The organism is Micromonospora vinacea, assembly GCF_015751785.1.
In the GTDB taxonomy this organism is placed as follows: Bacteria; Actinomycetota; Actinomycetes; order Mycobacteriales; family Micromonosporaceae; genus Micromonospora; species Micromonospora vinacea.
Genome location: NZ_JADOTY010000001.1, coordinates 6,844,803 through 6,868,153, shown reverse-complemented (window position 1 = coordinate 6,868,153; position 23,351 = coordinate 6,844,803). Strand labels below are relative to the sequence as shown.

Below are 23,351 nucleotides of genomic sequence, written 5' to 3'. Positions count from 1 at the left end.
GACAGCGGTCGGCGTCCTGGGCCCGGATGCTGCCTCGCCACATCGCGACGACGTTGCGCGCGGAGAGCCTGGTCAACGACGGTACGGCGCTGGTGATCTACGCGCTCGCGGTCGGGATCACTCTCGGCGAGTAACACTGGACCCCGAGTCGCGTCGCTGGTCTGTTCGCACTCTCGTACCTCGGCGGAATCGCGTCCGGCGCGCCGGCCACGTTCCTCGTCCTGCAGATCTGTCGCAGGCTGGCCGACCCGTTTCAGCACAAACCTCCTCGCGCTGATGACGCCACTGACCGCGTACCTGATCGCCGAGGCGGCCGAGGTGTCCGGCGTCCTCGCGGCCGTGGTCTATGGGTGGGCCGCGCCTCGCCGCGCCTATTCCCCGGTAAACTCGCCGGTACGTTCAGACCGTCATGGACGTCCTGACCATGCTGGCCAACGCGGCGCTTCGCCCTCGTAGGCCTGGAGGCGCAGAAAGGCCGTCCGCGGCCTGGACAGTTCCGGGCTGGCCCACGGCATGCTCGTGGCGGTCGTGGTCTGCGCGGTCATCGTCGCGGTGCGATTCGGTTGGCTGTTCACCAGCCCCGGGGTATCGACCGCCGGCCACAGCAGCGCGAACGCCGGCTGGGCGGGCGACCGCGAGTGGTGATGTCGGCGGCCGGCTTCCGCGGTGGGGTGTCGATGGCACCAGCGAAGCGAGCCCGTCGAGGGTCATCTCCCAACGGCTGATGTAGTGGGTGTCGTCGTGCACCAGGCCGGCGATGGAGTCGGCCGGTACGTCACCAGCCGGGTTGGACAACATGAAGGTCCGGCCTTCGAATATGCCGACGGCGTCCGAGCCCAATTCCGGGGGCATGTCGCGGCTGGCACCGCCCGCTCATGCCCGCCCCGTGAGTGCATCTCGGGAGTTGCTGATCGCCGTCTGAGGAAGAAGCATGGCAGCGAACGCGCGCGCCGCGGCACTGGCCCGTCCCGCCACTCTGAGCAGTACCTCCCACTCAAATGGCGGCCCTGCGACCTGGAGCCGGCGAAGTCCTGCGGCTTCGGATTTCTCGGCGACTGACTCCGGTACGGCAGCTATTCCGAAACCCCGCCCCACCAGATCGAGCAGCATGTACACGTCCCCGACCGACACCGCGCTGATGCGGTTGCAGCCGTGCCGGGTAGTGAAGGCCTCGTCGAGTACCTCTCGGGCAGCCCACGACGACGCCAGGTCCACGAACCGTTCGGACGCCAACACCTCCCAACTCACCTCGCTCTCGCGCCCTAGTGGGTGGTTGTTCGAGGTTAGGAAGACGAAAGGTTCGCAGCGCAGAACGACACCGCCGCCCGCACGAAGTGTGTCAGCGTTGTCGTCGGGCGGGCTCTGGGCAACCAACGCGACGTCGATCGCGTTGGTATGAATCCCCTCAAGCAGGCGGTTTGTCGGCGCCTGTTCGAAGGCTAACTCCGTGCCTGGGTTTCGCTCCGCGAAGATGCTCAAGAGATCGGCGAGGTCGACAAGGTTTCCTAGGCACTGCTCCGCACCAATCCGGACGGCGCGGGAGGTACCGGTGCCCGGAACCTGGGCCAACTCGGCCTGCGCGGCGTGGGCGTCCGCCAGCATCCGGCGCGCCCGTGTTAAGAACACGGTGCCGGCCGGCGTGAGTGAGGCGCCGGCCGGTACGCGATCGAACAGGCGAACGCGTAGCTCGCGTTCGAGGGTTCGAATTGACGAGGAGAGCCCGGGCTGCGAGACGTAGGAGCGTTTCGCGGCGCGGGTGAAGTTCCCCTCTTCAGCAACTGCGAGGAAAAACTCCAACTGTCGAACGTCCATCCACCCCTCCTTGCGCCGATCACTCGGAAGTCTCAGCTGCTTGCATGCGGGCGCATGGCTTTCTTGCCATTGATGGGAAGTCAGTAAATGGTATGAACGCGGCGACGACCATAACGCCGAGGAGGGGTTGAAAGCACCCAGGGCGCTTCCGATAGCACACACCAGTGTGACCTGTAGGGAGCCTCTTCCCGTAAGCACCATCCGCAAACACGGTGAACCGAGCCTGGTTTTCGGCCTGCACGGAGGTTGGGCGCACGTCAGGCCGTGCAGGTGTCCGGGCATTGCGCCGTACGACTAGTCCTCAGCGTGGCCCGTGCGAGCGCATCGTGCGGGGTAGGTTTCTGCGCCGCCAGAATCCGCTGGGCGTCGGGCCACGAACTGGCCTGAAAGGGACACCTCGGCTGTCCGCTCCGCCGCGACAACAATCTGCTATTGGGCGTGCGGTCGAACGCCTTCCTAACGTTGTCGACGAGGACAGGAGGGAGGGCGACCACCGTGATCGCACCTCCGACGGACGGCAATGGGAAGTGACCAAAACTTGTGAATGATCTGCAATTTAGGGTCCTGGGTCCGTTGCGACTGTGGCGCGATGGACGAGAGATCGACGCCGGCCCGCGCCAACAGCGCTATTTGCTGTTGATGCTGCTGATCCAGGAGGGTAGGCCGGTCAGCACATCCGAGTTGGTGCAGCTGCTGTGGGGTGGCGAGCCGCCCGCCAGCGCTGTGAATGCGATCCACAAATATGTCGCGGCGTTGCGACGGATCTTCGAACCGGACCTGCCCGCACGGTCCGCGGGCACTTGTCTGCTGCGCCACGGCGACGGATACCGCCTGATCTCCGGCCCTGACAGCCTGGACCTCAGCGCCTTCCGCAGAACCGCCGCCATGGCGCGGACTGCGCTCGCGGCAGGACGCCTCGTCGAGGCCCATGACCTGTTCCTCGATGCGCTCCGTCATTGGCATGGGTCGCCCGGTGACCGGGTTGGCGACAACGCAACCGCCGCCAGCGCCTTGGCTGCACTGGAAAACGACCTGTTTACGGTCGTGGCGGAAGCCGCCAGGCTCGCACTTCGGCTGAACCGACCGAACAGCATGCTCACGTTCCTATGGCGTGCGGTGGCGTGCGGCGCCCTTAACGAGCAGGTACACGCTCTGCTGATCCAGAGCCTCGCTGCTGCCGGGCAACAGGCCGAGGCGCTGGCGGTGTTTCAGACGATCCGTGATCGCCTCGTTGGCGAGTTGGGTATCGACCCCGGTGCCGATCTGCAGGCGGCCCACCGGCAGGTGCTCCTTCAAAGCGTTACGGCAGCGGGCAGCGGCGGCGCGAGGGCTTGGCAGGCCGGTCACGACCCAGCCGTCGGGGTGAGCTGACATCTACCCGCCGCGGCGGGAGCGGTCGCCATTTTCGCGGTCGCCCCCTGCTGGTTGGGACTCGTGCCCGAAGATCCTCGCCGCTCCCAATTGCCGGTGCTGAAAGAGACGATGTCGAGATCGTGGAGCCGGTCCAGGTCGATTGCGATGCCGGTGATCTTTCGTCGCTGATGGTGAACGCGGCGGCCGCGCCCTGCACCCGGCGCCGGACACGGCTGGTCAACTGCCGGGCCGCTGTGGGGGAGCGGTCGATCATGGGGCGCTGATCTCGCCGAATGACACGTCGAAGACGTCGTACAGGACGAACACGAGCCCGTTAGGCGGGAGTCAGCGTGTCCAGCACCACCAACAGCGCGACACCGACTGAGTGGCCAGCAGTGCTTCGTCCTCGGGTCGGCACACCCTCTCGGTCCGGCCCACGGAGATCCTCGGACAGGCTTCCCGAGGATCTCCGTGGTGACTGACGCTCGATCCCGTCGGTCAGTGCGTGGACGGACCGTTGTACGTACCGCCCGCCCATTGGTGAACAGCCGGGCGATGCGCCTGCTCGTCGGTCGTGCCGAAGGTCGCCTCGTATGCCGTCACCGTGCCGAAGTTGTAGGCGCTCTCGGTGTGCAGAATCTGGTCGACACCGGTGACCTCGTCGGAACGACGCACCCGGAAGCCGATCGTCACATCGATGACCTTCACCAGCAGCCACGACAGCGCCAACGAGTACGCGGCGACGGCGAAGGCACCGATGGCCTGCTTCAGCAACTGTCCACCGCCAGCACCGGCGACCAGACCGTCCGTCAGGTCGAACACTCCGATGAGGAGCGTGCCGACGAAGCCACCGACGGCGTGGACTCCCACGACATCTAGCGAGTCGTCGTAGCCGAACCGGTCCTTGAGGCTGACGGCCCAGGCACACACGACACCAGCGATGATGCCAATGGCTATCGCGCCCCACGTGTTCACGACCGCGCAGGCCGGGGTGATGGCCACTAGGCCGGCGACCGCTCCCGAGGCAGCGCCCAGCGAGGTGAAGCCGCCCTTGCGGACCCGCTCCCAGACGAGCCAGCCGATCATGCCGGCACCGGCAGCCACCTGCGTGTTGAGGAAGGCGACGCTGGCGGTGCCGTTCGCGGCGAGGGCCGATCCGGCGTTGAACCCGAACCATCCGAACCAGAGCAGGCCCGAGCCGAGCATCACGAGGGGCAGGCTGTGTCCCCGCATCGACTCCCGCTTGAAGCCGACCCGGTTGCCGAGGACCAGTAGCGCACCGAGGGCGGCCATGCCCGCGTTGATGTGGACTGCCGTGCCGCCAGCGAAGTCCTTGACGCCGAGCTTGAAGATCCAGCCGTCGGACTGCCATACCCAGTGGGCCACCGGGAAATAGACCACGGTCACCCAGAGGGCGACGAACAGCATCCACGCGCCGAACTTGGCGCGGTCGGCGATCGCTCCGCTGATCAGCGCGGGCGTGATGACGGCGAACATCATCTGGAAGACAGCGAAGGCAAGCACCGGAATGGTGCCGGTCAGGGTGGTGTCCGAGATCCCGCTCATACCGATGTTGGACAGGTCACCGATGAGCCCACGCCCACCGACGTCCTCGCCAAAGGCGAGCGAGTATCCGTAGGCCACCCAGAGCACGCTGACGATGCCCAGGCTGATGAAGCTCATTAGCAACATGTTGAGCACGCTCTTCACGCGGACCATGCCGCCGTAGAAGAACGCCAGTCCCGGGGTCATCAGCATGACCAGCGCAGCGCTGATCAGTACAAATGCGGTGTCCCCCGCGTCGAAGGCTTCTGGCATCGAGGTGTACTCCATGTCTTATTACTGCCGCACCACAGCGGCGTCGTTTTGATTTCGTAGGTGACGGTGGAGGTGCGCCTCAGACGAGGTCGGCGGCACCCAGGGCGGTGCAGCAGGTGTCGACGATGAGACGGGTGACGGTGTAGGGGTCGACGTTGGCGTTGGGTCGACGGTCCTCGATGTAGCCCATCTTGTCGATTTCCACCTGCCAGGGGATGCGGACGGAGGCGCCACGGTCGGAGACGCCGTAGCTGTACTCGCTCCAGGGTGCCGTCTCGTGGGCACCGGTCAGGCGGGCCTCGACGCCGGCGCCGTAGTTGCGGATGTGCTCCAGGGGCTTGTCGCCCCGGCCGAGGGCCTCGCAGGCCTCGATGATCGCCGCGTAGTTCTCTCGCATGGCGCTGGTGGAGAAGTTGGTGTGGGCGCCGGCGCCGTTCCAGTCACCCCGGGCGGGCTTGGGCTCCAGGGTGGCGGAGATGCCGAAGTCCTCGGCCGTGCGGTGCAGGAGCCAGCGGGCGATCCAGAGCTGGTCGGAGACCTCCAGCGGCGACAGCGGGCCGACCTGGAACTCCCACTGGCCGGGCATGACCTCGGCGTTGATGCCGGAGATGGTCAGGCCGGCGGCCAGGCAGTTGTCCAGGTGCTTCTCGACCACGGCGCGGCCGTAGATCTCGTCCGCGCCGACGCCGCAGTAGTAGCCACCTTGCGGGGCCGGGTAGCCGCCGTCGGGGAAGCCCAGCGGGCGGGAGCCCTTGAAGAACGTGTACTCCTGCTCGATGCCGAACAGCGGCTGCTGGGCCGCGAACCGGTCGGCCACCGGTCGCAGCTGGGCCCGTGTGTTCGACTCGTGCGGGGTGCCGTCGATGTTGAACACCTCGCACAGCACCAGCAGGTGCGTGCCTCCACGGATCGGGTCGGGGTAGGTGGCGACCGGCTCGAGGACCCGGTCGGAGCTGCGGCCCTCGGCCTGGTTGGTGCTGGAGCCGTCGAAGCCCCACGTGCCCGGCTCGGCGCCGTCGGCGATGATCTTCGTCTTCGACCGCAGCTTCGCGGTCGGCTCGGAGCCGTCGATCCAGATGTATTCAGCCTTGTACGTCATGTGTCTCTTTCTCCTGTGCTCGGGCCGGATGGCCCTCGAAATCGTGATCGGACGAACGGACGGTTCACACCGCTGCGAGCGGCGCGTCCGTTCGCACGAGATGGGTGTCCGCTGCCGGACGCGCAACGCCCAGCGCCGACGTGAGCACCGTGACGACCTGGTCGTGGGCTCCTCGCTCGGCGTCGGAGAGCGGGGTGCCTCCCCAGCGGTCCCGCAGGGTTGGATCGGCCCCGCGGTCCAGGAGGTACCGGACCACGTCGAGGTTCCCCTCGGAGGCGGCCAGGTGCAGCGCGGTTCGTCGGTCGTAGTCGGCGGAGTTGGGATCCTTTCCCGCCGCCAGTGCGAGCCGGACGTACTCCAGGTCACCGTGGCTGGCGGCCCACAGCAACCGCGTGGTCGACGCCACCTCCTCCTCGTTGCGCCCGCGCCGCGGGTCGCGCTTGCCGGAGTCCTCACCAGTGGCCAGCGAGTCGTAGACGTGGAAGTTGAACCGGTTGACGAGGTCCTTGCAGAAGGCGACCCCGCGGACGGAGTTGCCCAGCGCGTCGAGGCGCGGCGACCAGACGCAGATGCCCATCACGCCGGGGACCACGATCATGAGTCCGCCGGAGACGCCGCTCTTCGCCGGCAGGCCGATCGTGAAGGCGAACTCCCCGGAGTAGTCGTACATCCCGCACGACGACATCAGCGACAGGCACTTGCGGACGGTGTCGGCGGAGAAGATCCGCTCCCGGGTGAGGGGATTGACGCCGCCGTTGGCCAGCGAGGCTGCCACGACCGACAGCGACCGTGCGTCGACCTCGATGGAGCAGCACTGGAAGTAGAACTCCAGCGTCTCGGTGAGGTCAGTCCCGTCTGGAAAGGCATTGTGCTCACGCATGAAGTAGCCGAGGGCGAAGTTTCGGTCCGCCGTGCGGCGTTCCGACAAGTAGACGGCATTGTTGAAACCGACCGCCTCGCCACCGGCCAGCTTCCGCCACGTCTCGGCGACGTGGTCGAACCGGTCGGCCATCTCCCAGCTGGGACGCAGCAGCGAGCAGCACATGATCGCCCCGGAATTGATCATCGGGTTGTGCGGGAGTCCCTCGCTGTTCAGCGTCAGCTCGTTGAACCCGCGACCACTGGGCTCCCGCCCCACATGCCGGTGGACCTGCTCGGCGCCGTGCTGTTCCAACGCGAGACAGTAGTTGATCGGCTTGCAAACCGACTGGACACAGAAGACGCTCTGGGCGTCCCCCGCCGCGAAACGCTGCCCGTCGACGGTGCACAGCGCGATGCCGAACTTCTCAGGATCGACCCGGCCAAGCTGCGGGATGTAGTCGGCAACCTGGCCCTCGTCGACGCCCCTGAGGCCTTCGTAGATCGCGAGGATCTCCAACTGCAGTGCGGCGAAGTCTGGGATGATGAAGTCTCCTCGCAGCGACTTCTCGATGACACCGCCACCGGTCCTGCACAACGCGGTAAAGCGGGCCAGATCGATCCGTGCCTGCGCCTCGACGCCTGGGGTGGAGCGCAGCGCGGCCCAAACCTCGGCCGCACGCGGATCCGTCTCCAGGATTCCCGATGCGCGCAGCCGGTCGGAGAGCTCCGCCACCGCGATCGTGCCCTCGGGGTCGACGGTAAAGGACGCGAGGAGCTTCCCGTACTCGCTGGCGTCAAAATTGTCGATACCCAGGGTCTCGACGAGGCTGGGGGACCACGGCTGCTCGGCTCGACGCGGTGCAGTTCTGGTCTTTCTGATCGGGGGCATGACGCAGCTCGACTACTCCGTAGAAGGTGATTTGAAAACGGTACCGGCGCGGTTTCCCGGCGAATCTTCCCGCTCCTGACCAGCGCGACCGGACGGGGTGCCGGCGAAATGAGCGGCGGGCCTGACGTTCGGGCGCGTTCTGCGGCGAAATTCGGTCGGCAACTTCGCACACTCCGAAAAGACTACGTAGGGCCAGTGCACAACCGCTTGATTCCAACTGACCAGAGACTGGTCGCCGGGCCTACGTCGAGATCGGTGCCGAGGTGCCCTGGTTTTTGGAGCTACGCCCGGCGGAAATCGAAAATGACCAACGCCTTCTTGGAGGCAACGGGTCACCTCCGGCCCGTTCGTTTGCTCCCCCGTCGTCGATATACCCCGAGACTGATGAAGGCTTAACCCGAGGTGAACGGCGTGACGGCCACCCCGGGGCGTTCTCAGGCCGGTACGCGAGCGGCGATCGCCGGTGCGAAGAGTGCAGCCCGTCGGTCGATAAGGTGGGTGGCGCGGAGGAACGCGGTGGCCAGCACCGGGGCCTGAGTCGCGGCCGGGAGGAGGCGCGGTCCGGTCCTTCACCAGTCGGCGTCCTGCCATGTTTCTCCGGGTCGAGTTGGCCCTTGAGGTGTCGTTGAACGGCTCGATCAACTTGCGGACCCTCTTGAGCATCGCCTCGCCGTAACGGGTCTTCTTCCGCTTGGGGGAGGCCGCAGCAGTTCGATGCCCTGCTCGGCCAGGTCCCGCTCGAACACCTTGGACGCGAAGCCCTTATCCGATATCAGCGGGATGCCCTGGTGTTCGGCCACCACACGGGCCTCGACCTCAAGCATCGCGGCGAGGACCTCCCGCTCGCCGATCTTCGGGTTCGCTCCAGCGCCCACAGGATCGGCATTCCAGTCGGGGTGCACACCAAGTGCAGCCGCGGGCCCCAGAAGAATCGCCAGTGGGAGGCGCAGTAGCCGTATCCGGCCCAGCCGGCCAGATCCGAGCGTTGCGCCGTCGGGCGGGTCGCTGGGGCAGGTACGGGAACATGCCGGGCAGATGAATACGGGCGTGGCGGACCCAGTGCGCCTCCGGGCGGGAGCCGAGCAGAACCTGCGCTACTGCCAGGCAGACCAGTTCGGAGTCGGTTAGCAGCGGTTGCTGGGCCCCCCACCGAGGCGTGCCGATGCTGTTGTCGATCTTCACTTACAGGGCGGGCAGGAGAGTATCCAGGTCTTGCGCCACAACACGATCTTGGATGCCCTCTTTTCATGCCCAGACATCGATCCCTGGCATCGGAATTACTCGTCTAGTAGATCGAGGGCAAATCGAACGCCCTCTGAAAACGCGGGGTAGCTCAAATTCAGTCGCTGTCCACTGTTTTGGAAGCTCTCATCAAGTGCGCAACGATAGCCTGTTGGACGCGGTGGTGATGGCCAGGCAGGGGCATCATGGTTCACACAACCATGCCTGCGGGTTACCAATCATCTCACCGCACCGGATTCGAGAGACTCTACGGATTGAGGCACCAATGTACAAACACCTCGTCTTCAGGGCGCTCGCCGTCGCTGCGGCTGCGACCGGCACTGCGGCGCTGCTCCCTGGGGCCGCTCAGGCAGCGCCGTACCCGTGCCCGGACGAGCAGATCTGTATTTACTCGGGGTTGAACCAAACCGGGTCTGTCGCCATTCTGCCGGCACTCCAGCCCCGTGGAGCCACCAAGTTCAAGGCAGAGATCGCCGATTTTCGAGGCTACACCTTCTACAACGGCAAGACCCTCAACGATGCGGCGTCCTCGATCACTAACAACACCAACCACTGGGTGTTCCTCTATCAGGATGGGCACTACAACGGGTACACATTAAACAAGAAGCCGGGGGAAGCATCGATCATGCCGCAAACGAAGGCGAACTTCGATGGAAGTCCTATATTCGACTTTACCCCCCTCCCGGACAACACCGCGTCCTCCATCACCGTCGGACAGTCGTTGTCCTGCGATCGCAGCGACTGGCATTATGATTGCCATATGGTTCCTGCGTATCCGAATAGCTGAGGCCTGCCTCGGTATTTTCAGAAGTCTGATCGTCCACCGTGGTCTCACTAGCTCGAAAATGGACCGGTGCCGGATGACAGCCTGGATCCGTGGCTCGGATCGGTGGCAGTGGTATCCAAGCTGACGTGTAGATGACGAATGTGCCCTTCTGGGCTGCGATGATCTAGTTTATCGACGACCTGATCTGCGCGGCCTGGAAGGGCCCTTTCGGTGCAACGATCTCATGGGTGGCATGCGGACGGCGCGGTGTTCGATAAGGGCAACGTCAGCGGCCCTGCAGGCGCTCCACTGTCGCCGAAGGTCCACCCCTTCGACCCGTCCCAGTTCGCCGACCAGGTCATCAGGCCCTTGAGGCCGGGTACGGAGTTCCAGGCCTGCGTGACCAACGACGTCGACATGTAGCCTCGCGTTGTCCAACCGCAGCACCTCGCGACGCGCTCTGGCGTTATCGATGCAGCAAGAGGAGCGCCGGGCGGCGCGCTTGGAAGTCAATCTTGCCTACTCGACCGCATGGCGCCTATCAGACGCCGTCCTGAAAGAGGTGACGCAGGTAGCGCTGCGGGTTGACCAGAAATGAGCGGGTCAGCAGTACCGGCTGAGCCTCGTCGTAGTCGACGTGACGAATAGTGCCGTCGGGTTCGATTTGCAGGATCCGGGCGTGTGGGGCGGCCAGCAGGATGGGGGAGTGGGTGGCGATGATGAACTGCGCGCCGGCCTGGGTGAGGTCGTGGATGCGGGTGAGCAGCGCTAGGCAGCCGTGCACGGACAGGGCGGCTTCCGGCTCGTCGAGCAGGTACAGGCCGTGGGGCTTGAACCGGTGGGTGGCCAGGTCGAGGAACGACTCGCCGTGGGATCGTTCGTGCAGGCTGGCGCCGCCATAGCCGTCGGCGACACCGAGGCGGTCGATCTCGGTGGCCACGTTGTAGAACGACTCGGCGCGCAGGAAGAAGCCGCTGCGTGGCTTTCTGGTGCCGCGGACCAGTCGTAGGTGTTCACCAAGAGACGATTCGGTGGCTCGGGTGCTGAATCGGAAGTTGGTGGATCCGCCCTCGGGGTTGAAACCGGCCGCTACCGCGATCGCCTCGATCAGGGTCGACTTGCCGGTGCCGTTGTCCCCGGCCAGGAACGTCACGGCGGGATCCAGCGTCAACCGGCCGGCCGCCCGTAGGCCGGCGACGACCGGCAGAGTGAACGGATAGGCGGACCGGTCCCGGCCGTCATCGGTCAACTCCACCCAGCGCAGGAACCCACCGCTGTCTCGACCCAAATCCGACGCCTCGTCTCCACTGGCCATCAGGTGACCCCTTCGCGCCGCCGCCCAGTCCACCATCTCAACCGTGTCTACCCAGGCCGGAAGATGTCCGACGGTACGCCTGCCGACGCAGCTGCTGCACCCAGTGTGAGGCGGTACTCGACTGTGGTCGGCTCCGCCGAAGAGTCACCACCGAAGCTAGGCTTGCGTGAGCTTCAGAGTGGCGCTGAGCGTCATCGGCGGTGGGGCAATGGGTCGTGTCGCCCCTCGGACACGAACCATTACCCCACGGTGCGCGCTGAGATCGATTGCAGCGCGCACCGTTTGCGTTTCAGGTTGGTAGTTCAGCCGGAGACCGAGTTGCCGGCAGACCTCGGCCTTGTCGGCGGGATCCGCATCGCGGAGCACGGCGGCGAGATCGCCGAGCGCATTCACCAGGGTCGTGATTTCTGCTCGGCTCATCCTGCGCGGGGCGGTGCCCGTGTTCGCGCGGAGGTCTGTCTCCGCACGAGCGCGTTCGGCCTGGGTCTGTGCGATCCAGCCGGTGACCATCGTCAGGTCGGCTCCGGCGTCGAGGGCGGCGCGGTAGCGCTACAACTTGGCGTCGCACTCGGTGATGATCGTCTGAGCTGCTGTGCTCGCTGCGGGCGAATGATCTAAGGGCTGGGCTTCGGTCATCCGGTTCCCCGCCCGTGTCGTTGCAGCATCGCTTGGGCCTGCTCGAAGGTCGCGTCGTCGATGAGTGGCTCATGGGTGATGTCCTTGGAGACCACCCATTTGTCGCGGACGTTCCAGCGCATGGCGCCGGTGTGGCCCATTGCCAGGTCGTTGACGTCGAGGCGGCCCGCGACACCCACATCGACCCCCGCGGCGGACGCATCCCCCTCGCGCCCGGCGAGCCGTCGTCGGGGGCCCTCGGGTCTGCCGTACGTGGGTAGGTCGACCGGCAGGACTTCCTGCGAGCGTCGTCAGTCCGGCTGTTCCGTTCAAGTGGTGTGCGCGAAACCGATGAAGAAATCAAGACACAAGGTGTCAGGTTTTGGGTCGAGCATGGGTTGCTGGTCGACGCCGATGGTGCGGCGTAAGCCGGGAACTCGGATAGATACGAACAGATAAGGACTTTCGTGCGCGAAACTTCGGAAGATCTCACAGAGCTTCAGGCTCTCCTTGATGCCTCCCTGTCCCGTTCCACCTCGCACCTCCGCTCGATCATCAGCACCGAACGCACCTTGACCGCGCAGCAGCTCACCCACGTCCTCAGTGGCATGTGCACCCTCGCCCTGTCCACCGTGACGGCGAAGGGCGAGCCGCGGATCAGCGGTGTCGATGGGCATCTCCTGCACGGCAAGTGGCTCTTCGGCACGGCGCGCGGCTCGGCCAAGGCGCGCCATCTCTCGGCGCGGCCCGCGGTGAGCGCCGCGCACATGCGCGGTGAGGACCTGGGCGTGTTCACGCACGGAAGGGCCGAGATCCTCAACCCCCACGACGGCGAGCCGGCCGAGGACTGGCCGGACCTGCTCGCGTACCTCAAGGACTTCTACGGCGAGGACCTCTTCGACTGGGACAACGACGTCGTCTACTACCGGCTGCAACCGCACTGGATGGCCGCCTACGCGCCCGACGTCGCAAAGTTCACTGCGCTGTCCCGGCCCTGAGCCCGCAGCAGTGGCCGGATCGGGACCAGCCATGTCATGAGAGATCGGTGAGGCATCCACGCAGGGCCCCTGGACGGCGACCTGCGGTGAAGCCCGTGTTCGGTTTGTTCGGCAGGGGCAGGGGCAGGGGCTGCACGCCCATGCCCTGCCTCATGGGCGAGAGGGTGGACGAAGGTTGACTGAAATCGGATCGGGCGTCGCAAGGATGGGACGCGACACCATCGACGTGGTGGGGGCTCGTACCAACAATCTGCGGGACGTGTCCGTCAGCATTCCCAAAGGACAGCTCGTCGCCTTCACCGGAGTGAGCGGCAGCGGCAAGACCTCGCTGGCCATCGACACCCTGCACAACGAAGCCCAGCTACGGTATCTGGAAGGGCTTTCGCCCTTCGTACGGCAGTACATAACGCAGCGCAATCGGCCGAAGGTCGACCGCATTCTGGGCCTGGGCGCGACCCTCGCGGTCGACCAGCGCCGCCTGAACCGTAACCCCCGTTCCACCGTCGCAACGATCACCGGCATCGACGGGCACTTGGGGCTGCTCTACTCGCGCCTTCCAGGCATCGGCGCAGAGCTGGCGGCGGGAAGTGGAAACGAGCATCTGACGACCGCTCACTTCGACCGCAATACGCCGGAGGGGAGCTGTGCGGACTGCCACGGGGTGGGCGGAAGCTGGCAGGCGCATGAGGACCTGGTCATCACCCACCCAGAGCTTCCGCTGTTCGAGGGGGCCTCGCCCTGGTACGCGAAGTGGCGCTCGGGGGAACACGTGTTCGTGCCGGCGCTTGCCGAGAAGCGGGGCGTGGACCTCGGCCGGTCGTGGCAGTCGCTGCCCGAGGAGTTCCGCCGTTGTGTGCTCCATGGCACAGGTGACGAGAAGATCGAGGCGACCGTCGACATGACGAACAGGAATGAGCGGGCCCTGGTGACCTACACCTCGAGCCAGCCGCTGCGGGGCGCGCTCGCCGAGGTGGAGCGGGTGTTCGTGAACGCCCAGACGTCCAGCGCCAAGCAGCGCTACCTGCCGTACATGCGCAAGCAGCCCTGCGGCACCTGTAGCGGCAGCGGATACGACGAGGTGGCCCGGTCCGTGCAGCTCGGTGGATTGACCTACCCCGACCTGCTCGAGGTGGAGGTGCGGGAGGTACGCGACTGGGCTAAACGCGTCGCGGATGAGCTGGACGCCCGGCAGCGTGAGGTGGGCGAACCGCTGCTGCAGGACCTTGGCCGCCGGCTCGGAATCCTTGATCGGCTCGGCCTGGCCCATCTCCAACTGTCCCGGAGCGCAGCGACACTGTCCGGGGGTGAGTTGCAGCGCACCCGACTCGCCGCGCAGCTCAGCACCGAGCTGAGCGGCATCATCTTCGTCCTGGACGAGCCCGGCACCGGGCTGCATCCGGCGGACAAGGCACATCTGCTCGACATCGCCCTGGAGCTGCGCGAGGCCGGCAACACCGTACTCCTCGTCGAGCACGACCCGGAGCTGATCGCCCGAGCCGATTGGGTGATCGACATGGGGCCCGGCGCCGGCCGATTCGGCGGTGAGATCCTCGTGTCCGGGCCTCCCGCCGACGTGGCCGCTCATCCCACGTCGCTGACCGGGCGCTATCTGGCCGGCGAAGGGCCGCGGCTGCACCGGACCCGCCGCCCGGCCGGGGACGACACCGACTGGGTAGAGCTGCGCGGCCTGCGTGCGCACAACGTGACCGCGAGCCTGGTGAGGTTCCCCGCCGGTCGGCTCACCTGCCTGACCGGCGTGAGCGGCAGCGGCAAGAGCAGCCTCCTCGCCGCGCTCGGGGCGAGCGTGGGGGCCGCCCTGGACGGAACGGCGACCGACGCGGTGCGGGAGGTGACCGGCGTCGAGGGATTCAGCTGGGTCGCCGTCGTCGATCAGGAACCGCTCGGACGGACGCCGCGATCCAACCCGGCGACGTACAGCAAGGCGTTCGACATCGTCCGCAAGCTGTTCGCCGAGACCGACATCGCGCGCGGGCGCGGGGTCGACGCCTCCTGGTTCAGCTTCAACACCGCAGGCGGTGGCCGCTGCGAAACCTGCACCGGTTATGGCCGAAAACTGGTCGACATGCACTTCCTGCCGGACGTGTGGGTGGTGTGCGACGGGTGCGAGGGCCGGCGCTACAAGCCGGATGCGTTGGAGGTTACGTACCGGGGATTGGCCATCGATCAGGTGCTGGAGCTCACCGTCGCCGAGGCCGTGGAGCAGTTCTCCGAGCCCCGGCAGCTCGCAGAAACCCTGGGAACTCTGAACCAGGTCGGGCTCGGCTATCTCCAACTCGGGCAGAGCGCTACAGAGTTGTCCGGCGGCGAGGCGCAGCGGCTGAAGCTGGCGACCGCCATCCAACGCGGTGCTGCGAGCCGCAAGGCTGGTCTCGTCGTTCTCGACGAGCCCGTCTCGGGCCTGCACCCGTCTGACATCCAGCGTGTGGTGGACGCGCTCGACGTGTTGCTGGACTCGGGCAACACCGTCGTCGTGGCCGAACACGACATCCCCGTCGCCGCGTCCGCGGACTGGGTGATCGACCTGGGGCCGGGAGCCGGTCCGGATGGGGGCGCGGTGGTCGCGGCGGGCGCCCCGGAGGCCGTCGCGACAGCCGACACCCCGACCGCCAGCTTCTTCCGGCGGTACGCGGCGGGCCTACCGCTCCTGGAGATACGTGAAGACCTGCGCTGCCCAGGGACCGGGGCGGGTGCTGCCCCCCTGTCCAGGCACCAGTCGAGGAGGAGCGTCCATGCCTGATATCGGTTCGGGCTGCTCTGGTTGAACGAGTCAATCCGCACCAGCCGCCGCCGGATCTCCGCCCAGTCCTCCACGCGCCGCACCTCCCGTGCGTCAGGAGGTGGTCCGAATTCAGCCGGAACCACGCGGTCAGGTTTCAGCCATACTGGGCCGTCCGGCCCTCGCCGGACGGCCCAGTTCCGACGGTTGTCAGCTGCCTGCAATCAGGAGAGTGGGTTCGGGCGTGCCCGCCGGCGGCTGGGGGTCGTCGTGATGCGTGAACAGTTTGCTGGGCCACCACATCCATCGATCAACGTCCACTGTTAGTGCGGTGACCAGCACCGAGCGGACGATCATGGTGTCCAGTAGTACGCCAAACGCCACAGTGAACCCCAGTTGCGCCGCGAACACCAAGGGCAGTGATCCCAGCGCCGCGAAGGTACCGGCCAGGACCAGACCCGCTGAGGTGATCACACCGCCGGTGGCGGACAGCCCAGCCCGGGCACCCTGTCGGGTGCCGTGTAGCTGTGCCTCCTCCCGTACCCGGCTGACCAGGAAGATGTTGTAGTCGATGCCGAGGGCGACCAGGAACACGAACACTAGGAGTGGGAAGTTCGCGTCTGCCCCGGCGAAGTCGAACACGTGATTGAACGCCAGCGCGCTCACGCCGAGGGACGCTCCGAGCGACAGCACCACCGTCGCCATGAGGAGCAGCGGTGCGACGATCGCCCGTAGCAGCAGTGCGAGGATGAGGAAGACCACGATCAGTACGACGGGGATGATCACTTTGGCGTCGCGGGCGGCCGAGTGTTGTGTATCGAGTGCGATCGCCGTGCTGCCTCCGACCCGCGCATCCGCACCCTCGATCTTGTGGACCGCGGCTCTGGCCTGCTCGACGGTGCGCATCGCGGCCTTGCTGCCGGGCGCGTCCTCGAGCGTCCCGAGAACGAAGACGTCACCATCCTTGACCATCGGTGCCGCGACGTCGGCGATCCCTGGGACGCCTGACAGCGCGGTGACGACCTGCTCGGCCGAGGCGGCCTTGGCCACGACGTAGATGGGGTCACCCGACCCGGCCGGAAAGTGCCTGGACTGGATCTCCTCGCCGACGACCGCCTGCGGCTCGTTGGTGAACTGGCCCTTGCTCGGGATCCCATCGGCCTTGAGCCCCGTCATCCCGATCGCTATGACGCCGAGGACGAGCGAGGTGGCGACCCACACGATCCGCGGGCGGCGGGAGATGGCGGTGCCGATCCGCGTCCAGATGCTGTCCCTGGCCGTTCCGACCGAACCGTACGACGGCTTCACCGGCCAGAAGATCCAACGGCCGCAGATGACCAGGAGGGCCGGCATCAGGGTGAGCATGGCAAGTAGCCCGACGACGATACCGATGGCACAGGCCGGGCCGAGGCCTTTTGTGGAGTTGAGAGTGGCCAGCAGCAGCACCAGCAGGCTGACAGCGACGGTCGCGGCGCTGGCGATGATCGCGGGACTGGAGCGGTACAGGGCTTCCGCCATCGCCTCGTGCCGGTCCTCGTGTCGCCGCAACTCCTCCCGGTACCGGGAGATGAGCAGTAGCGCGTAGTCGGTGGCGGCGCCGAACACCAGTACGGTCAGGATGAGGCTGGTTTGCGTGTTGACGACGAGTCCGGCGTTCTTTGCCAGCAGGTAGATCACCGCTTCTGCCGTGACCAGGGCGCCGCCCGCGGTCAGGAGCGGCAGCAGTGGCAGCAGTGGACTGCGGTAGGTGAACAGCAGGATGACCACCACTACCAACGCCGTGATCATCCCCAGGGCGCCTCCTCCGCTGAAGGCCGTTATCGAGTCGGATGCGTAGCCGGCCGGCCCGGTGACGTGGAACCCGAGACCGTCGGCGCGCTGTTGACCTATCGTGGTCATTTCGCCGACCACCGTGTGGGCCCCGTCCCAGCCCTCACGACCGTCGTCGACCTGGACCACGGTCAGGATGGCCTTGCCATCCTGGGACTTCGACGGCCCCTGTGGCGGCCCCACGACCTTTTCGATGCCCTGGAAGGCTTCGGCGTCAGCTTGGGCCTTGGCCATGTCCGCAGAGGTGACGCCCTCGGGCCGGTCATAGATCACGATCGCGGGCAGGGTCTCGGCGGGCTGGAACTTCTTTGCCTGGTCGAGGACCCTTGTCGCCTCCGCGTTGCTGGGCAGCCAGGCCGAACTGTCGTTCTTCTCAACATCGCCCAGGTTGGCGGCCAGCAGGAAGGCCGGCACTATCAGGGCGACCCAGATGGCCACGATTGCCCATTTCGCAATCCTGCCACTGGGCAAGGTCATCACTTTCCGCAACATGGGAATTCCTCAGTGCTCAGTCGACGAAGCCGTGCCGGAGCGGGGAGCCCTACAGGCGTCCCACCGTCCATGGCCGGAGTTTGTCGGGGTGGCGTACCGCCCAGATGCGCTTGATCCGGTCGCCTACGACGTCGAAGGCGTACACCGATACGGTGACGCCGTCCTGTTGGGCGATAAGGCCGTTTTGGCCGTTGACCGTACGCTCCAGGATCGTCAGGTTTCGAAGTCTGCCCTCAAGGTGGATCAGGGAGCGAACGATCTGCTCGGCGCCTTCGATCGGGTGGAGCACGGCGCCGACAATGCCGCCGCCGTCGGCGATTGCCGTGGCGTTGGGGTCGAGAAGGCCGATGAGGGCGTTGATGTCCTTGGCTTCCCATGCCTGTTTGAAATTCCTGACGATGTCGGCGTGCTGGGCTGTCGAGGTCGCGGAGGTCTGTGTTGCGCGTACGCGCCGGCGGGCCGAGGAGGCCAACTGGCGACACGCCGCAGGGGTACGACCGACGATGTCGCCGACTTCCGCGAAGGAGTAGCGGAAGACGTCGTGCAGGATGAACGCGACGCGCTCGGCCGGGGTCATCGATTCGAGTACGACGAGGAAGGCCATGTTGATCGACTCGTCGAGGGTGATGCGGTCAGCCGGGTCGATGGTGGTGGCGTCGGACCGTCCGCTGGTCCACTCTGTGGGTTCGGGTAGCGGCTCGGGGATCCATTCGCCCACGTAGGTCTCGCGCCTAACCCGCGCCGAGGAGAGCAGGTTGAGGCAGATCCGGCTGGCGACCTTGGTCAACCAGGCGCCGGGGGATCGGATCGCCTCCTGCTGTTGGTGGGACATGGCGTACCAGCGGGCATAGGTCTCCTGGACGGCGTCTTCGGCGTCGGCCAGGGAGCCGAGGAGCCGGTAGGCGAGATTGATCAGCTGACGCCGTTCGTTCATGACCGCGGTCAGGCTCGGATCGGGTCCGGCGTGTCCTGGCTCGGTTGGTCTGGTCATGGTGTCGCCGACTCCCCTTGGTCGCGTCTGCCCTCACTTGGTTCGACAAGACAGCACACCGAACTGTGAGGTTCGCGCGTCGCCTCACATTCCGAGGCGCCCTGTTGTCGTACCACTGAGACGAACAGCCACCCAGCCGGCCCAAAGCGCAGTGAGACCGTGGCCCTTCCCTCCGTTCTGACGATCGCAACTGACCGGAACCCTGGCCCGTCCCGACGGCACCGACTACACCGCCAGCGTGGACAGCTGCTTCCGGCCCCGGCGGTCTACTTCCAGTGCGCGATCCCGGCAATCTCCGACACATCAGACCGACTTGACGAGGCGACTGAGATGCGAACTCAAGCGACCAGAAAGTTCCAGGAAGCGACCGACAAGAGGTCGGCTACCGTCACACGAAGCGGCTGGAACTGGAGCCGGATCCGCCCCATCGCCTTCTGGGCCACGACGTTTGTAATCGCCCTCGAGTTGGCTGCTGGATCGGTGTGGAACCTGCTGACGATCGAATGGGTGGAAGTGCAGTTGCACCACCTGGGGTACCCGCACTTCTTCGCCTACATTCTCGGCGCGTGGCAGGCCGGCGCGGCCGTCGCGATCATCGCGCCCGGGCTCCCGCTGCTCAAGGAATGGGCGTACGTGGGCGCCTTCTTCCTGTGGTCCGGTGCCGTGGCGTCGCACCTGTCAGTCGGTGACGGCCTTCAATCGTGGGGGGTGCCGCTGATGTTCGGTGCGTGCGCGATCGCCTCGTGGGTGCTGAGGCCAGCCGACCGCCGGCTTCCGGAGACTCGGCTCCGTCGGGCCCGCCCTGCCGACGCTGGGCCGGATGGGGTCGGGCCGTTGGAGATCCGTCCTCGCTCCTGGGCAACCCGTCCTCGCGCTTGGATCGTCCCGATCGGACTCATCGCTGTTCTGTATGCCGTCTCGTTCCTGACGCTACCCGTGATGGAAGATGTCATGCGCGAGCAGGCAGTTGAGCTGGGCTGGATCGACAGGTAACGAGTAAGGGCTCGACGTTGCGCGATGCTTCCTCGCCCTGTCGTGGGCGCACGACATCCGTGTCGAAACCGTTCAGGGCGCTAGGTGATGCCACGGCTGGTAGACCGCCCAGTATCCCGCAGTGTCGTCGAAGACCACGCCTGCACTGGAAGACGGTCACGAATCTGCCCCGTCACCCGTCACCCGTCAACCAGCGCATATCAAAGGAGACGACCATGACTCACCGCCTGGTGGTACTCGGCGCCGGGTACGCGGGCCTCGGCGCCGCCAGGCGCGCCGCCCGCCGGCTGCGCCGCACCGACGTCGAGGTGACGCTGATCAACGCCACCGACCGATTCGTGGAACGAATCCGGTTGCACCAGCTCGCCGCAGGGCAGGCTCTGCGAGACCGGCCGCTGCGAACCATGCTGGACGGTGCCGACGTGAAACTCATCGTGGCCCGGGTCACCGCCATCGATGTCGACTCCAGGGTCGTCCGACTGGACGCCGAGCCGTACACGGTCGGTTACGACACCGTGGTGTACGCGCTGGGCAGTGGCGCGGACGTCGGCAGCGTGCCGGGGGTACGGCAGCACGCGTTCACGATCGCGGAGGCGGCTCAGGCGCAGCGGCTACGGTCGCATCTGCTCAGTGCCTCGGCCGGCGATGTCGTTGCCGTCGTCGGCGGTGGCCTGACCGGCATCGAGGCCGCCACCGAGCTTGCCGAGGCATATCCGGGGCTACGGATCGAACTGGTGACGAGTGACGACCTCGGTGGTTGGCTGTCTCCGCCCGCGCGGCGCCACCTCGGCCGGGCGTTCGACAGGATGGGCATTGGCGTCCACCAGGGTGTGCGGGTCGAGACGGTCTCGGCGGCAGGCCTGCGCCTCGACGACGGACGGGATCTCGACGCGGAGGTCGTCGTCTGGACGGCCGGTTTCCGGGTGTCCGCGCTGGCCGATCGGGCCGGTCTGGCCGTCGACGGCCGTGGCCGGATGATCGTTGACGAGACCTGTCGATCGGTGTCGCACCCGCAGGTGTACGGGATCGGTGACGCCGCAGCGGCACCCGCACTCGGCGGCGAGACCCGGATGTCCTGCCAGACCGGCCTTCCGATGGGTCTGCACGCGGCGGACGCGATCGCGGCCGTTCTGAACGGACGGACGCCGAGGCCGCTTCGGATCCGTTACGTCTGGCAGAACATCAGCCTCGGTCGACGGGACGGGATCACCCAGTTCACCCGAGCCGATGACTCCCCGATCGGTGCGGTACTCACCGGCCGGTCCGCCACCGGCTTCAAGGAGGCGATCAGTCGCAGCACGGTGTACCGCCTGCGCCACTCCGGCCCGGTGCGCTGAGGGGAGGGCCCGGCAGTGGTGTCGTCATCGTGGAGGTGACGTTGTGGCGCACGCTGACGGCCAGCATGACGTGGCTGATGCCGATCGTCTCCCCGCCGCCGAGACCCACTAACCAAGATCGCCGGAAACGCCGTTAGCGAGCCATTTCCCGAGTTGGCATCATTGGTGTACGTCCATCCGTCACCTGCCGGCGACCTCGCGGTCGCGAGCGTCAGGACGCGGCGGCGGCGAGCACCGCAGCGACCAGTCCGGACAGGACGTGTCGAGATTTCACAAGGTCCTCCTGATGGTCAACAGGGTGCCTGCCCTGATGCGTTGAAGTGGGCAGGCAGCGCGGGATGCCGTTACTGAGTGGGGACGTTGAGGTCGCGGAACGGGCCGATCTTGACTCTGAGGATGTCGGCGGTGTCGGGTAGGGCGAAGAGGTTCCAGAACTCGCGGGTCTGGCCTGGTGCGAACTTTTCGGTGTTGATGCGGACGCCGGAGACGGCTGTGCATGCGCAGTAGGAGTCCACGCCGTCGTCAGTGGAAACCTCGAGGCGGCCGGGCAGGTACTGGCGGCGGGCCGCGAGGTCGGTCAGGCGGACGTTGGTGGCGGCCTGGTATTTGTACGCCTCCCAGTCCTGAGCGTGGTGCAGGTCTCTGAACCAGGCCTCGGACGAGCCCTTATTGGTGATCTTGTAGGTGAGCAGGCCGAGGCCTCCGGGTAGTCGGCGCAGGCCGGTGACCTCCATCGCGATGGGCTGACCGTCGGCCTGGGTGCTGCCGGTCAGGCCGGTAGCGCCGGTGGTGGTCGTGGCCCCCGGTTCCTGGGCAGCGGGTTGAGGTTTGGAGAAGGTCACCGTGACGCGGCGATTGCGGCGCTTACCCTCGTCGCTGTCGTTGCTGTATAGCGGGCGGCGAGAGCCGTACCCCTCGGTCTGGAAGCGGATGCCGTCTCTGGACAGCAGCGCCGACAGGGCGTGCTGTACGGCCTGGGCGCGGCGCAGCGACAGTGGGTCGTTGATGGCGTCGTTGCCGGAGGAGTCGGCGTGGCCCGCCACCGTCACCACCGTGGCGGGCGAGGCGTCGATGAGCTTCGCCGTGCGGGCCATGACCGACCTGGCTTTGGGGGTGAGGGTGGCCTTGTCCACCGCGAACAGTACGTCGGAGGAGAGGTTGACCTGCAGGTCCCTGCCGTCGTCGGCGGTCTCCTCGGACTTGTCCAGGGATTCGGAGGGGAGGATGAGGCGGCGGGTGACGGGGGTGACGGGTTCGGCGTCGGGGTCGGGGAAGTCGCCGGCCGGAGCGTCGTCGCTGATGGGCACGTTGAGCATCGGCGGGCCCACGGGGGTGACGACGGTTGTTGTCGCGGGGTTGCCCGACGGTGCGGGCAGCACCGCGTAGACGCTGATCGACTGGCCAGGGTCGATGAAACGGCTGGGGACGTCGCGGTCCACCGCGCTGCACAGGCAGGGGGAGCTGGCGGGTTTGTAGGGCAGGAGCCAGGTCCGGGCCTGGGCGTCGAGGACACCGATGCCGGAGGCCCATTTGATCTCGCCGAGCGGGCGCGTGTGGTCGCCCATCTCGCCGGGCCAGGACAGGTGCTTCTCGGTGCCGGTGTTGGACAGGCGGATCTGGGCGATGAGGTGTTTGCCCTTGACGCGGTTGAGGCCGACGACCTCGACCTTGAGATTCTCGGTCATGGTACTGCGGGTTCCGGCCAACGCCGCGCCGGTGCTGGCGCTGGCGCTGCCGGTGGCTGCCGGAGTGTTGGAAGCAGGCGGGGACGGGGAGTCCTCATTCGGCGATCCCTCGCACCCGACCATTGCCAGGGTGAGTACGGCGCTCAGGGCCAGGCTTCGGCTAGAGCTGGGGGAGGCGTCCTGCCATCGGAAATGACGGAGCTTGGTCACGATCCTCGCTCTCGGTCGATGCGGTTGGTTGCGAGTGGACCCGGGGGTGGCGCAGCAGGTTGTAGTGCACGCCGTTGTTCGGATCCGGGCCGCGTCCGTTGTTCCGGCCTATGCCCGGCTCCTGCCTTTCAACCTTGGTCTCACCACACGCACTGGACGAAGCTCCACCCCGTTTTGTGACAGCCACGAGCCACGACCACCTCCCGCGCCGGGGACTGTCCAGGGTGAAGGTTGCCGGCGAATCCTGTAGCGCCCACTTCAATTAGAGCGATCGCTACGGTAGATTCGTGGCGGCGGCATCGTCAAGG

The 23,351-nt window shown here is 66.5% G+C and carries 18 protein-coding genes and 2 pseudogenes; 7 read left to right on the top strand and 13 right to left on the bottom strand.

The annotated features are described in order from the left end of the window. The first annotated feature begins 513 nt into the window (after window positions 1-513). Entirely contained in the window at window positions 514-645 is a 132-nt protein-coding gene (locus IW249_RS34915) for a hypothetical protein (protein WP_269215520.1), read from the top strand. A 102-nt stretch (window positions 646-747) separates the two neighbouring features. Here IW249_RS34915 and IW249_RS35290 read toward each other — a convergent pair. Together IW249_RS35290 and IW249_RS31990 are read right to left on the bottom strand one after the other, a co-directional pair. Then, window positions 748-798, bottom strand: a pseudogene (locus IW249_RS35290) (hypothetical protein); the annotation flags it as partial. 75 nt (window positions 799-873) lie between these two features. Next, on the bottom strand, window positions 874-1,812 hold the full coding sequence (locus tag IW249_RS31990) for a LysR family transcriptional regulator (protein WP_196924198.1): 939 nt from the start codon (window positions 1,810-1,812) through the stop codon (window positions 874-876). Between the two features lie 540 nt (window positions 1,813-2,352). Here IW249_RS31990 and IW249_RS31985 point away from each other — a divergent pair. Then, entirely contained in the window at window positions 2,353-3,183 is an 831-nt protein-coding gene (locus tag IW249_RS31985; protein ID WP_196924197.1) for an AfsR/SARP family transcriptional regulator, read from the top strand. Window positions 3,184-3,663: 480 nt separating this feature from the next. On the opposite strand, the gene IW249_RS31980 is transcribed toward IW249_RS31985, so the two are convergent. The 4 genes and pseudogenes from IW249_RS31980 to IW249_RS35385 all read right to left on the bottom strand — a co-directional run. Then, window positions 3,664-4,983, bottom strand: coding sequence for an ammonium transporter (locus IW249_RS31980; RefSeq protein WP_196924196.1), 1,320 nt, complete (start codon window positions 4,981-4,983; stop codon window positions 3,664-3,666). Between the two features lie 79 nt (window positions 4,984-5,062). Then, complete coding sequence (gene glnII, locus IW249_RS31975; protein ID WP_196924195.1) at window positions 5,063-6,082, bottom strand: glutamine synthetase; 1,020 nt, start codon at window positions 6,080-6,082, stop codon at window positions 5,063-5,065. Between the two features lie 64 nt (window positions 6,083-6,146). Next, window positions 6,147-7,832: a glutaminase A gene (gene glsA / locus IW249_RS31970; protein WP_196924194.1), complete on the bottom strand. Its 1,686-nt coding sequence runs from the start codon at window positions 7,830-7,832 to the stop codon at window positions 6,147-6,149. Between the two features lie 496 nt (window positions 7,833-8,328). Then, window positions 8,329-9,014: pseudogene (locus IW249_RS35385) on the bottom strand (transposase); the annotation flags it as partial. A gap of 220 nt (window positions 9,015-9,234) precedes the next feature. On the opposite strand from IW249_RS35385, the gene IW249_RS31965 reads away from it, so the two are divergent. Continuing rightward, complete coding sequence (locus IW249_RS31965) at window positions 9,235-9,861, top strand: peptidase inhibitor family I36 protein (protein ID WP_307788844.1); 627 nt, start codon at window positions 9,235-9,237, stop codon at window positions 9,859-9,861. 520 nt (window positions 9,862-10,381) lie between these two features. Here IW249_RS31965 and IW249_RS31960 read toward each other — a convergent pair. From IW249_RS31960 to IW249_RS34625, 4 genes are all read right to left on the bottom strand, one after another. Continuing rightward, window positions 10,382-11,155 carry an AAA family ATPase gene (locus IW249_RS31960; protein WP_196924192.1) on the bottom strand — a complete coding sequence of 258 codons (774 nt, stop codon included), beginning with the start codon at window positions 11,153-11,155 and terminating at the stop codon, window positions 10,382-10,384. Window positions 11,156-11,311: 156 nt separating this feature from the next. Further along, entirely contained in the window at window positions 11,312-11,665 is a 354-nt protein-coding gene (locus IW249_RS31955; RefSeq protein ID WP_196924191.1) for a hypothetical protein, read from the bottom strand. 122 nt (window positions 11,666-11,787) lie between these two features. Then, the gene (locus IW249_RS31950; RefSeq protein WP_196924190.1) at window positions 11,788-11,970 is read right to left on the bottom strand and encodes a recombinase family protein; all 183 of its coding nucleotides are present in this window, start codon (window positions 11,968-11,970) and stop codon (window positions 11,788-11,790) included. Window positions 11,971-12,099: 129 nt separating this feature from the next. Continuing rightward, window positions 12,100-12,366, bottom strand: coding sequence for a hypothetical protein (locus IW249_RS34625; RefSeq protein ID WP_231392743.1), 267 nt, complete (start codon window positions 12,364-12,366; stop codon window positions 12,100-12,102). Here IW249_RS34625 and IW249_RS31945 point away from each other — a divergent pair. Continuing rightward, the gene (locus IW249_RS31945; protein WP_231392742.1) at window positions 12,343-12,768 is read left to right on the top strand and encodes a pyridoxamine 5'-phosphate oxidase family protein; all 426 of its coding nucleotides are present in this window, start codon (window positions 12,343-12,345) and stop codon (window positions 12,766-12,768) included. The genes IW249_RS34625 and IW249_RS31945 overlap by 24 nt on opposite strands. Before the next feature lie 205 nt (window positions 12,769-12,973). Continuing rightward, entirely contained in the window at window positions 12,974-15,526 is a 2,553-nt protein-coding gene (locus IW249_RS31940; protein ID WP_196924188.1) for an excinuclease ABC subunit UvrA, read from the top strand. 189 nt (window positions 15,527-15,715) lie between these two features. Here IW249_RS31940 and IW249_RS31935 read toward each other — a convergent pair whose 3' ends face one another. Next, window positions 15,716-17,827 carry an MMPL family transporter gene (locus IW249_RS31935; RefSeq protein ID WP_443673249.1) on the bottom strand — a complete coding sequence of 704 codons (2,112 nt, stop codon included), beginning with the start codon at window positions 17,825-17,827 and terminating at the stop codon, window positions 15,716-15,718. Between the two features lie 49 nt (window positions 17,828-17,876). Then, window positions 17,877-18,818: an RNA polymerase sigma factor SigJ gene (sigJ, locus tag IW249_RS31930; protein WP_231392741.1), complete on the bottom strand. Its 942-nt coding sequence runs from the start codon at window positions 18,816-18,818 to the stop codon at window positions 17,877-17,879. Between the two features lie 330 nt (window positions 18,819-19,148). Here sigJ and IW249_RS31925 point away from each other — a divergent pair, with 330 nt between their 5' ends. Both IW249_RS31925 and IW249_RS31920 read left to right on the top strand, forming a co-directional pair. Beyond that, window positions 19,149-19,811, top strand: coding sequence for a DoxX family protein (locus tag IW249_RS31925; protein ID WP_196924187.1), 663 nt, complete (start codon window positions 19,149-19,151; stop codon window positions 19,809-19,811). 215 nt (window positions 19,812-20,026) lie between these two features. Next, entirely contained in the window at window positions 20,027-21,148 is a 1,122-nt protein-coding gene (locus IW249_RS31920; RefSeq protein ID WP_196924186.1) for an NAD(P)/FAD-dependent oxidoreductase, read from the top strand. A 344-nt stretch (window positions 21,149-21,492) separates the two neighbouring features. On the opposite strand, the gene IW249_RS31915 is transcribed toward IW249_RS31920, so the two are convergent. Next, window positions 21,493-22,833, bottom strand: coding sequence for an OmpA family protein (locus IW249_RS31915; RefSeq protein ID WP_196924185.1), 1,341 nt, complete (start codon window positions 22,831-22,833; stop codon window positions 21,493-21,495). Between the last annotated feature and the right edge of the window lie 518 nt (window positions 22,834-23,351).